Below are 11,656 nucleotides of genomic sequence, written 5' to 3' on the forward strand. Positions count from 1 at the left end.
GCAATGCCGTCCCCCGTGTGATTTCCCCCTCGTGCTTGACCGCGAAACGGCGGCGTGCGCGATGCTGTGCTTAACGTTCGTTCACTCGGGAGGCAGTGCGATGGGTGTGACCGGTCCGATCCGTGTGGTGGTGGCCAAGCCGGGTCTCGACGGCCACGACCGCGGGGCCAAGGTGATCGCGCGGGCGCTGCGGGACGCGGGCATGGAGGTCATCTACACCGGCCTCCACCAGACCCCCGAGCAGATCGTGGACACCGCGATCCAGGAGGACGCCGACGCGATCGGCCTGTCGATCCTCTCGGGCGCCCACAACACGCTCTTCGTGCGTGTGCTGGAGCTCCTCAAGGAGCGCGACGCCGAGGACATCAAGGTCTTCGGCGGCGGCATCATCCCGGAGGACGACATCGCCCCCCTGAAGGAGAAGGGCGTGGCCGAAATCTTCACCCCGGGCGCGACGACGACCTCGATCGTGGACTGGGTCAACGCCCACGTCCGCCAGTAGCCCCCGGCGGCACAGCCACCCCCCCCGCCGAGGCCGCCGCAGGCCCGCCCCACGCCGGGCGGCCGCGGCCGCACCCTGCCGGGATCGGCGTAGCGGGGTCGGGCCATGGCCGGCTTGCTGCTCCCCGGCTGTAGCCTCCCGCCGGGCGGCGGGACGCTCCCGCAGGTTCGGGCCGCGCGGGGCGGCTGCCCCCGTGCCCGCCCAGTGCGGCCCGGGGTAGCGGGACGCTCCCGACAGGTCCGGCCCACTCCGGGCGGCTGCGGCCGCACCCCCACCCCCGCCGTGGCCCGGCTCCCCGGCTGTAGCCACCCCGCCCGGCGGGAGCCCCCCGGGCCCCTGCGCGGCGGGACGCTCCCGCAGGTCCGGGCCGCGCCGGGCGGCTGCGGCCGCAGCACCCCCGCCCTTGCCGGGAGCCGGTCATGGCTGGGCGCTACTCCCCGGCAGTAGCCGCCCCGCCCGGCGGGAGCCCCGGGGACGCGGCGCGGCACTGCGATCCCGCAGGTCCGCGCCCCCACCCCTGCCGGGATCGGCGGGGCGGGGGGATCTCGCAGGTTCGGGCCGCGTGCGGGGGGCTGCCGCTGGGCCTGCCGGGGACTGGCGTGGCTGCGGGATTGGTCGGCGGGTCGCAGGGGTCAGGGCGGGGTGAGTTCCGACAGCATCGCCGCGCGCAGCCGGAGCGTGGACACCAGCCGCTGGAAGGCCTCGGCCCAGTACGCGGCTGCGCCCGGCGACGCGTCCGGCGGTTCTTCCGCGGTCGCCGTCAGGGCCTCGAGGCGGCCGGCCTCGGCGGGGTCGAGGCAGCGTTCGGCGAGGCCCATCACCCCGCTGAAGCTCCACGGGTAGCTGCCGGCCTCCCGGGCTATGTCCAGCGCGTCCACCACGGCCCGGCCCAGTGCGCCCGCCCACGGCACCACACACACCCCGAGCAGCTGGAAGGCCTCGGACAGCCCGTGCGCCCGGACGAACTCCGCGACCCACTCGGCCCGTTCCCCGTCGGGCAGGGTCTCCAGCAGTTTCGCCCGCTCCGCGAGAGAGGCCGTGCCCGGCCCCGCCGCCGGCGGCGCCGACGCCGGGCCGAGCAGGGCCCGCGACCATTCCGGGTCCCGCTGGCGCACCGCCGCCCGGCACCACGCCGCGTGCAGTTCCTCCGTCCAGCCCTCGGCCGCGGCCACCGGCAGCGCCACTATCTCCGCCGGGCCCAGGCCCCCGAACCGCTCCCGCCAGCACGACAGCGGAGCCGCCTCCACCAGCTGGCCGAGCCACCAGGCCCGCTCCCCGCGCCCGGCGGGCGGCCGCTTGACCACGCCGTCACGGAGCATCCCCCCGTCGCACTCGGCCGGCGGTGTCACCCCCTGCGGTCCCACACAGGCCACTGCCCGCTCGGCCATCCGGCCCGCCAGCGCCGACTGCGGCAATGCGGACAGCAGTTCGGCGGCCGTCGCACGGACGTTGCGGCTGCGGTCTCCCAGCGCCGCCTCCAGGAAGGACTCGTCCGCCAGGGACAGCCCCGCCCTCAGCGAGTCGAGGAACATCAGCCGGTCCTCGGCCCGTTCGCTCGCCCAGGTCGTCGCCAGCAGCCGCGGCGCGGCCGCCGGCTCATGGGCCCGTACGGCGCCGAGCAGTGCCACACGCTCCGCGAACAGCCCCTCCTCCCAGAGCCGTTCCACCGCGGACGGGTCGTTCACGTCCGGCAGTTCCCCGCCGCCCGCCCCGCCGCGCAGGGCGAACCGCCAGTCCGGATTCATCCGCGCCAGCCACAGCCCCCGCGTCCCGGCCAGGGCCAGGGCCTGCGGGCGCAGGTCCGTACGGGCCCGCGCGGCGTCCAGCAGGGCCGGTACGAGCGCGGCGGGCGCGCGGTAGCCGTGCCGTCCGGCCGCGGCCAGCCACTGGGGGAGCAGCTCCGTCAGATCCGGGGCCGAGCCGCGCCGCCCGCCGCCGCCCCCGCTGCCGGCGCCGGTACGGCCCGCCAGCAGTTGCGCCAGCCGGCGGGCCGCCGCCTCCGGCGGTGCCGGCCGGGGGTCCGGGGGCGCGGGCTCGGGCCGCGGGCGCGCCCCCGCCGGCCGCAACCCGGCGCGGCGGCGCACGGTGTGCACGGCCGCCGCGTCCAGCAGCGCCTCCGGTGAGCCGGCCGGGCCCCCGCCCCGGCGCCGGTCGGTGCCCAGCAGCGCGGCGCCGACCAGCTCCTGCCACTCTCCGTACCCCTCGTCACCCTCGCCCATCGGTGCCCCTCCCTCGCTGCTCGTCCTCGGTCGTGTCCAGCGCCCCGGTCCCGCCCCCTCCGCGGGACCGGGGCTGTCGATGTCCCGTGCGGGTCCGCTCAACTGGCGTGGTTGTCGTTCATGAAAGCCCCCCGGCTTCTCGTCGTTGTGTACGGCGCCCCCCGGCGCCGCACTTCCCCTGCCGCCTTCGTACGACGGCACAGGACCCCCCAGGCCCCCTGCGATGTGTGGTCGTGCCCCGCCCGGTTCAGGACAGGGCGACCGGCTCCGACGAGCCCGGCTGCCAGGCCGTCAGCGGGGTGAACCCGCGGTGGCCGCACTCGCCGAAGACCGTCACCGGGCCCCCGCCCGACAACGCGGCCAGCTGCCACAGGCCCCCGCGGGAGCGGCTGCCCGCCCCCGTGAGGGACACCGGCAGGGCGGAGGTGCCCTCCGCGTCCGCCAGCTGCCAGCCCAGCTCTCCCGGTATCGGAACCACCGGACCGAGCACCACCGGCCAGGACTCCAGCCACGGGTCGTCCCGCAGCGCCGCCCCGTAGGCCTCCAGGGCCGCCTGCGTGCTCACCCCGGCCGGAACCTCCGTGCACGGCGCGGCCGCCGCGAACCTCTCCCCGAGGTCCGCCCGCAGCCCCGCCGACCCGGGCCGGAAGCGCATCTCCGCCTCCAGCACCAGCCCCACCGGCAGCGCCAGCCCCGGTGGCCGCCCGGGCGGTCCGAAGTCCAGCACCAGCGCGGGCCGTCCCCCCGCCACCCCGCGCAGCCATATCCGGCGGGTGGTGAGCCGTCCGTCCGGCGACACCGAGTCGTACTGGGCGAGCACCAGCCATCGGTCCCGTACGGCCTCCCCCTCCCCGGAGGCCGGCAGTCCCACCCGGCTGCGCACGGTCGCCGCCAACTGGTCCGGAAGCCCGGCCACCCCCATCCAGGCCCGGTCCAGCAGGTGCAGCAGCGCCGCCTCCTCCAGCATCCGGGCGGGCCAGCCGGGGCCGCAACTGGGTATCGTCCCCAACTCCCTGACACGCCCGGCCAGTCCGGGCGCCTGGGCGTCCACCATCCGGGCCGCGGTCTCCTCCCATGCCGCGTACCCCGTGTGCTCCTGGCCCGCGAGGCCGCCGCGCAGCAGGTCGGCCAGCCGCTGTTCCAGCTCGGTGACGCCCGCGCCGATGCGCGCCGCCCGCCGCTCGGCCCGGCGCCGGGCCCCCTCCTCGTCCACCGGGGCGGCCGCCCCGCCCGCCGGACGTGCGGCCTTGGCCGCCCGGTCCGCCAGCCACTGCGCGGCCCAGTCCGGCGCCTCCCCGGGCTCGCCGACCCCCTCGGCGGACCAGAGCAGGAGCAGTCCCAGCGCGTGCTTGCACGGGAACTTCCGGCTCGGGCAGGAGCACTTGTAGGCCGGTCCCGTCAGGTCGACGACCGTCCGGTACGGATTGCTGCCGCTGCCCTTGCACAACCCCCACACAGAACCGGAAGCGGAACCTCCGATCTGCGACCACGGCCCTGCCCCGCCGAGTCTGCCGCCCGCCTTGCGTGAGGCATCGTCAGGAGCCAGAGCCAGTACCTGTTCCGCCGTCCAGCGGACCCCCTGCTCAGTCATGGGAACCACCGTAGAGACCCCCTCTGACAATCGCTCTGACCTGCAACGACGTGATGAGCGGGGGGCGTTGTCAGTGGCGTGGTGCACCGTTGGAACAGCAGTCGGGAGCGGCTGTTGAGCATTGGAGGGGGACCATGAGCAAGCCCGAGAACGGCATCGGCGCCGAGGCGCTGCGACCGCACGCCGAAGACGCCTTCGCGCACGAACTGAAAGCCCTGGCGGCTGCCGACGACAGGCCCCGCCCGACCCGTTGGAAGCTCTCCCCGTGGGCCGTCGCCACCTATCTGCTCGGCGGCACGCTCGACGACGGCACGGTGATCACACCCAAGTACGTGGGCCCGCGCCGCATCGTCGAGGTCGCGGTCACCACCCTGGCGACCGACCGCGCCCTGCTCCTGCTCGGCGTCCCCGGCACCGCCAAGACCTGGGTCTCCGAACACCTCGCGGCCGCCGTCAGCGGGGACTCCACCCTCCTGGTCCAGGGCACCGCCGGCACCCCCGAGGAGGCCATCCGGTACGGCTGGAACTACGCCCGGCTCCTCGCCCACGGCCCCAGCCGCGACGCCCTCGTCCCCAGCCCCGTCATGCGGGCCATGGCCGAGGGGATGACCGCCCGCGTCGAGGAGCTCACCCGCATCCCCGCCGACGTCCAGGACACCCTCATCACCGTCCTGTCCGAGAAGACGCTGCCGATACCGGAGCTCGGCCAGGAGGTGCAGGCCGTGCGCGGCTTCAACCTCATCGCCACGGCCAACGACCGCGACCGCGGGGTCAACGAGCTCTCCAGCGCGCTGCGCCGCCGCTTCAACACCGTCGTCCTGCCGCTGCCCGCCACCGCGGACGCCGAGGTCGACATCGTGGCCCGCCGCGTCGACCAGATGGGCCGCGCCCTCGACCTGCCCGCCGTCCCCGAGGGACTGGAGGAGATCCGCCGCGTCGTCACCGTCTTCCGCGAGCTGCGCGACGGGGTCACCGACGACGGCCGGACGAAGGTGAAGTCGCCCAGCGGCACCCTCTCCACCGCCGAGGCCATCTCCGTCGTCACGGGCGGCCTGGCCCTGGCCGCCCACTTCGGGGACGGCGTCCTGCGCCCCTCCGACGTGGCCGCGGGGATCCTCGGCGCCGTCGTCCGCGACCCGGCGGCCGACAAGGTGGTCTGGCAGGAGTACCTGGAGGCCGTGGTCCGCGAGCGCGACGGCTGGAAGGACTTCTACCGGGCCTGCCGGGAGGTGACGGTATGAGCACCGCCCGACAGGGCCCGCTGCTCCTCGGAGTGCGCCACCACGGGCCCGGATCGGCCCGCGCGGTCCGCTCCGCCCTGGACGCGGCCCGCCCGGCGGCCGTGCTGATCGAGGGGCCGCCCGAAGGGGACGCACTGCTCGAACTGGCCGCCGACCCCGGCATGCGGCCGCCCGTGGCGCTGCTCGCGCACGCCGCGGACGACCCGGGCCGGGCAGCGTTCTGGCCGCTTGCCGACTTCTCCCCGGAGTGGGTGGCGATCCGCTGGGCGCAGGAGGCCGGAGTACCGGTCCGGTTCATGGACCTGCCCGCCGCGCACTCCCTGGCCGCCGCCGGGGAGCCGGACGCCGACCGGCCCGAGCCGGACGCGGTCCGGCTGGACCCCCTCGCGGTGCTCGCCGAGACCGCCGGGTACGACGACCCCGAGCGCTGGTGGGAGGACGTGGTCGAGCACCGGGGCACCGGTGGCGCGGGGGAGGAGGCGCTCGGCGCGTTCGAGGCGCTCGGGGAGGCCATGGGCGCCCTGCGCGACACGTACGGCGACGGCGGCCACCGCCGCGACCTGGTGCGCGAGGCGTACATGCGGCAGCGGATGCGGGCCGCCCGCCGCGAGTTCGGCGACGGGTACGCCGTGGTGTGCGGGGCCTGGCACGTCCCGGCGCTGCGCGCGAAGACCACCGTGGCCGCCGACAAGGCGCTGCTGACCGGACTGCCGAAGGTCAAGGTGGAGACCACCTGGGTGCCGTGGACGCACCGCCGGCTCGCCCGGGCCGGCGGGTACGGCGCGGGGATCACCTCGCCCGGCTGGTACGCCCACCTCTTCTCCGCCCGGGACCGGCCCGTGGAGCGCTGGCTGACCAAGGTGGCAGGCCTGCTGCGCGAGGAGGACCGGCAGGTGTCCTCGGCGCACGTCATCGAGGCGGTCCGGCTGGCCGGGACCCTGGCCGCCATGCGGGGCAGGCCCCTGGCCGGCCTGACGGAAACCCTGGAAGCGGCCCGGGCGGTGATGTGCGACGGCTCCGACGTACCGCTCGCGCTCATAGAGGACCGCCTCGTCGTCGGCGACGTGCTCGGAGAGGTCCCGGACTCGGCGCCCGTCGTGCCGCTCCAGCGGGACCTGACACGGCAGCAGCGCTCCCTGCGCCTGAAGGCGGAGGCACAGGAGCGCGAGCTGGAACTCGACCTGCGCAAGGACACCGACGCGGCGAAGTCCCTGCTGCTGCACCGGCTGCGGCTGCTCGGCATCGGCTGGGGCACCCCGACCGCCTCCCGCTCCAGCACCGGCACCTTCCGGGAGACCTGGCGGCTGCGCTGGGAGCCGGAACTGTCCGTGCGGGTGGCCGAGGCCGGGATCTGGGGCACCACCGTCCTCGCGGCGGCCACCGCCAAGGCGGAGGCGGACGCCGCGGCCGCCGAGGAGCTGGGCGAGGTCACGGCGCTCGCCGAGCGGTGCCTCCTGGCCGGGCTGTCCGAGGCGCTGCCGGCCGTACTGCGGGCCCTGGCGGACCGCGCCGCGCTCGACACCGACGTCGCCCGCCTCGCCAAGGCCCTGCCGGCGCTGGCCCGTTCACTGCGGTACGGGGACGTGCGGGGCACCGACGCGACGGCGCTCGGCGCGGTCGCGGCCGGGCTCGCCGACCGGATATGCGTCGCGCTGCCGCCGGCCTGCGCGGCCGGCCTGGACGCCGACGCGGCGGCCGAGCTGCGCGGCCACGTGGACGGGGTGCACACGGCAGTCGGCCTGCTGGCGGACGCCGACGACGGGCTGCGGGAGCGCTGGGCCGCGGTGCTGCGGACGCTGTCCGGCCGGGACACCGCGCCGGGCGTCATCCGCGGCAGGGCGGCCCGGCTGCTCCTCGACGACGGGCGGCTGGAGGCCGGGGAGACGGCACGGCTGATGGGGCTCGCGCTGTCCCCGGCCGCCCAGCCCGCCGACGCGGCGGGCTGGATCGAGGGCTTCGCGGGCGGGAGTTCGGGCGGCGGCACCCTGCTGGTCCACGACGACCGGCTGCTGGGACTGATCGACAGCTGGCTGGTGGGGGTACCGGAGCGCGCCTTCACCGACGTGCTCCCGCTGCTGAGGCGGACGTTCGGGGCGTACGAGCCGGGGGTGAAGCGGACCCTGGGCGAGCTGGTGCGGCGCGGCCCGGCCGCCTCCGCGGGGGCGGCGCGGTCGGTGGGCGACGCTCCCGAGGGCTTCGCCCCCGACCTGGACCCGGAGCGGGCGGACGCGGTGACGGAGCTCGTCCGGATGCTGCTCGCGTCTCCCGACGGGGTTGCGGCCGCCTGACGGTGGCTGCCGTGCCGGGGTGCGGCGCCGTTGCGGGGTGCTGCCCCTGACCCCGCGCCCCCCAGTCACCGCTGGGAGGCGCCCGCTGGCGGGGCTGAGAAGGGCGGCGGGCCGAGAGGGACCGCGGGGCCGCAGGGGCCGGAGGGGCCGGCGGAAATGACAAGTGGAGGGGATCGACGGATGAGCGGTACGGGGACGAGCGCGGCGGCGGCACGGGACACGGCGGATCCCGCCGGGAGCGAGCGGCTGCGGCGGTGGCGGATGGTGCTCGGCGGGGGAGACGCCGACGGCACCGGGCACGCGCTCACCGGGCGGGACGCGGCGATGGACGCCGCGCTCGGTGCGCTGTACGGGGGAGCCGGCGAAGGGGGTGGCCGACGGGCCTCGGGGTCGGCCCGGTCGGCCGGGCTCGGCGGCTCCGCGCCGAACGTGGCCCGCTGGCTCGGCGACATCCGGACGTACTTCCCGAGCCCGGTGGTCCAGGTGATGCAGCGCGACGCGATCGAGCGGCTCGGCCTGTCCGCCCTGCTGCTGGAGCCGGAGATGCTGGAGGCCGTCGAACCGGACGTCCACCTGGTCGGCACCCTGCTCTCGCTGAACAAGGCGATGCCCGAGACGACGAAGGAGACGGCGCGGGCCGTCGTCCGCAAGGTGGTCGAGCAGTTGGAGAAGAGGCTCGCGACCCGCACCCGGGCCACCCTCACCGGCGCCCTCGACCGCTCCGCCCGGATCAGCCGTCCCCGCCACCGCGACATCGACTGGGACCGCACGATCCGGGCCAACCTGAAGAACTACCTGCCCGACTACGGCACCGTCGTCCCCGAGCGGCTGATCGGCTACGGCCGGGCGGCGCAATCGGTGAAGAAGGAGGTGATCCTCTGCATCGACCAGTCGGGTTCGATGGCGGCCTCCGTCGTCTACGCCTCCGTCTTCGGTGCGGTCCTCGCCTCCATGCGCTCGATCGCCACCCGCCTGGTCGTCTTCGACACCGCCGTCGTCGACCTGACCGACCAGCTCGACGACCCCGTCGACGTCCTCTTCGGCACCCAGCTGGGCGGCGGCACCGACATCAACCGGGCCCTCGCCTACTGCCAGTCGAAGATCACCCGGCCCGCCGACACGGTCGTCGTCCTCATCAGCGACCTCTACGAGGGCGGCATACGCAACGAGATGCTGGGGCGGGTCGCCGCCATGAAGGGGGCGGGCGTCGAGTTCGTGACCCTGCTGGCGCTGTCCGACGAGGGAGCCCCGGCCTACGACCGCGAGCACGCCGCGGCCCTCGCCGCGCTCGGGGCGCCGGCCTTCGCCTGCACGCCCGACCTGTTCCCGGAGGTGATGGCCGCGGCCCTGGAGAAGAGGCCCCTGCCGACCCCGTGAGGCGCCTCCGACACGCCCGTCCCGGCTGCCCGTGTGAATCGGCGGATCACACGAATTTCCAGTTCAACCGTAAGGCGTTCTGTGACAGGTATCACCGCTCAGGTGTGATCTGCGATTTAGGGCCGAACGCCCCACGGGGATAACCTGCCGGACGGACATGCCGCGTCCACGGTCACCGTGTGCGCCTTCCTTGTGACAGCGCCGTCACGTTGCCCTCCGCGGCACGCCCACGCAGATAGCAGACAACCGCGAATCACTGCGAATCTTTAAAAAGACAAAGGGACGGACGCGCGTGGACCTGTTCGAGTACCAGGCGAGGGACCTCTTCGCCAAGCACGGTGTACCGGTGCTGGCCGGTGAAGTCATCGACACGCCTGAGGCGGCTCGCGAGGCCACCGAGCGGCTGGGCGGCAAGTCGGTCGTCAAGGCGCAGGTGAAGGTCGGCGGCCGCGGCAAGGCCGGCGGCGTGAAGCTGGCCGCCACCCCGGACGAGGCCGTCGCCCGCGCGACGGACATCCTGGGCATGGACATCAAGGGCCACACGGTCCACAAGGTGATGATCGCGGAGACCGCTCCCGAGATCGTCGAGGAGTACTACGTCTCGTACCTCCTCGACCGCACCAACCGCACCTTCCTGGCCATGGCCTCGGTCGCGGGCGGCATGGACATCGAGCAGGTCGCCGAGGAGACCCCGGAGAAGCTCGCCAAGGTCCCGGTGAACGCCAACGAGGGCGTGACCATCGAGAAGGCCCGCGAGATCGTCGCGCTGGCGCAGTTCCCGGCCGAGGTCGCCGAGAAGGTCGCCGAGGTCCTCGTGACCCTGTGGGACACCTTCATCGCCGAGGACGCGCTCCTCGTCGAGGTCAACCCGCTCGCGAAGGTCGCCTCCGGCGAGGTCATCGCCCTCGACGGCAAGGTCTCCCTCGACGAGAACGCCGAGTTCCGCCAGCCGGGTCACGAGGAGTTCGTCGACCACGCCGCCGCGAACCCGCTCGAGGCCGCCGCCAAGGCGAAGAACCTCAACTACGTCAAGCTCGACGGCGAGGTCGGCATCATCGGCAACGGCGCGGGGCTCGTCATGAGCACCCTGGACGTCGTCGCCTACGCCGGCGAGAACCACGGTGGCGTCAAGCCCGCCAACTTCCTGGACATCGGCGGTGGCGCCTCCGCCGCCGTCATGGCCAACGGTCTCGAGATCATCCTCGGGGACCCGGACGTCAAGTCCGTCTTCGTCAACGTCTTCGGTGGCATCACCGCGTGCGACGAGGTCGCCAACGGCATCGTCCAGGCGCTGGCCCTGCTGGAGGAGAAGGGCGAGGCGGTCACCAAGCCGCTCGTCGTCCGTCTCGACGGCAACAACGCCGAGCTGGGTCGCAAGATCCTCTCGGACGCCAACCACCCGCTGGTGCAGCGCGTGGACACCATGGACGGCGCGGCCGACAAGGCCGCCGAGCTCGCGGCTGCGAAGTAAGGGCAGAGGTCACAGACTCACATGGCTATCTTCCTCAACAAGGACAGCAAGGTCATCGTCCAGGGCATGACCGGTGCCACGGGCATGAAGCACACCAAGCTGATGCTGGCTGACGGCACCAACATCGTCGGCGGCGTGAACCCGCGCAAGGCCGGCACCACCGTCGACTTCGACGGCACCGAGGTCCCGGTCTTCGGTTCCGTCGCCGAGGCGATGGAGAAGACGGGCGCCAACGTCTCCGTCCTCTTCGTCCCGCCGGCGTTCGCCAAGGCCGCCGTCGTCGAGGCCATCGACGCCGAGATCCCGCTGGCCGTCGTCATCACCGAGGGCATCGCGGTCCACGACTCCGCCGCCTTCTGGGCGTACGCGACCGCCAAGGGCAACAAGACCCGCATCATCGGCCCGAACTGCCCGGGTCTGATCACCCCCGGCCAGTCCAACGCCGGCATCATCCCGGGCGACATCACCAAGCCCGGCAAGATCGGTCTCGTGTCCAAGTCCGGCACGCTGACCTACCAGATGATGTACGAGCTGCGCGACATCGGCTTCACCTCCGCCGTCGGCATCGGTGGCGACCCGGTCATCGGCACCACGCACATCGACGCCCTGGAGGCCTTCGAGGCCGACCCGGAGACCGAGCTGATCGTCATGATCGGTGAGATCGGCGGCGACGCCGAGGAGCGTGCGGCGGACTTCATCGCGAAGAACGTCACCAAGCCGGTCGTCGGCTACGTCGCGGGCTTCACCGCCCCCGAGGGCAAGACCATGGGCCACGCCGGCGCCATCGTCTCCGGCTCCTCCGGCACCGCGCAGGCCAAGAAGGAGGCCCTCGAGGCCGCCGGCGTCAAGGTCGGCAAGACGCCGACCGAGACCGCCGAGCTCGCTCGCGCGATCCTGAACGCCGCTCAGTAAGCAGCGGACGTACGGCTGAACGGGCGTGGCCCGCACCCCTCGGGGTGCGGGCCAC

8 protein-coding genes are annotated in these 11,656 nt (G+C 74.4%); 6 read left to right on the top strand and 2 right to left on the bottom strand.

All coding sequences use genetic code 11. The annotated features are described in order from the left end of the window. Positions 1-100: 100 nt before the first annotated feature. A complete protein-coding gene (locus tag AVW11_RS26940) occupies positions 101-502 on the top strand; it encodes a coenzyme B12-dependent isobutyryl CoA mutase small subunit (RefSeq protein WP_030764263.1) in 402 nt (133 codons plus the stop codon). A gap of 632 nt (positions 503-1,134) precedes the next feature. Here the strand turns inward: AVW11_RS26940 and AVW11_RS26945 are convergent. Both AVW11_RS26945 and AVW11_RS26950 read right to left on the bottom strand, forming a co-directional pair. Next, entirely contained in the window at positions 1,135-2,721 is a 1,587-nt protein-coding gene (locus AVW11_RS26945) for a DUF5691 domain-containing protein (RefSeq protein ID WP_030851406.1), read from the bottom strand. A 247-nt stretch (positions 2,722-2,968) separates the two neighbouring features. Further along, positions 2,969-4,312 carry an SWIM zinc finger family protein gene (locus AVW11_RS26950; RefSeq protein WP_030851404.1) on the bottom strand — a complete coding sequence of 448 codons (1,344 nt, stop codon included), beginning with the start codon at positions 4,310-4,312 and terminating at the stop codon, positions 2,969-2,971. 134 nt (positions 4,313-4,446) lie between these two features. Here AVW11_RS26950 and AVW11_RS26955 point away from each other — a divergent pair, with 134 nt between their 5' ends. From AVW11_RS26955 to sucD, 5 genes are all read left to right on the top strand, one after another. Continuing rightward, on the top strand, positions 4,447-5,553 hold the full coding sequence (locus AVW11_RS26955) for an ATP-binding protein (protein WP_030851402.1): 1,107 nt from the start codon (positions 4,447-4,449) through the stop codon (positions 5,551-5,553). Continuing rightward, positions 5,550-7,841 carry a DUF5682 family protein gene (locus AVW11_RS26960; protein ID WP_076046302.1) on the top strand — a complete coding sequence of 764 codons (2,292 nt, stop codon included), beginning with the start codon at positions 5,550-5,552 and terminating at the stop codon, positions 7,839-7,841. The genes AVW11_RS26955 and AVW11_RS26960 overlap by 4 nt, the downstream gene beginning before the upstream one ends. A 180-nt stretch (positions 7,842-8,021) precedes the next feature. Next, a complete protein-coding gene (locus tag AVW11_RS26965; RefSeq protein WP_076046303.1) occupies positions 8,022-9,218 on the top strand; it encodes a VWA domain-containing protein in 1,197 nt (398 codons plus the stop codon). Between the two features lie 292 nt (positions 9,219-9,510). Then, the gene (gene sucC, locus AVW11_RS26970; protein WP_030851393.1) at positions 9,511-10,689 is read left to right on the top strand and encodes an ADP-forming succinate--CoA ligase subunit beta; all 1,179 of its coding nucleotides are present in this window, start codon (positions 9,511-9,513) and stop codon (positions 10,687-10,689) included. 21 nt (positions 10,690-10,710) lie between these two features. After that, complete coding sequence (gene sucD, locus AVW11_RS26975; protein ID WP_030764277.1) at positions 10,711-11,601, top strand: succinate--CoA ligase subunit alpha; 891 nt, start codon at positions 10,711-10,713, stop codon at positions 11,599-11,601. The last annotated feature ends 55 nt before the right edge of the window (positions 11,602-11,656 follow it).

Origin of the sequence: Streptomyces amritsarensis, from assembly GCF_001953875.1 — a bacterium.
Classification (GTDB): domain Bacteria; phylum Actinomycetota; class Actinomycetes; order Streptomycetales; family Streptomycetaceae; genus Streptomyces; species Streptomyces amritsarensis.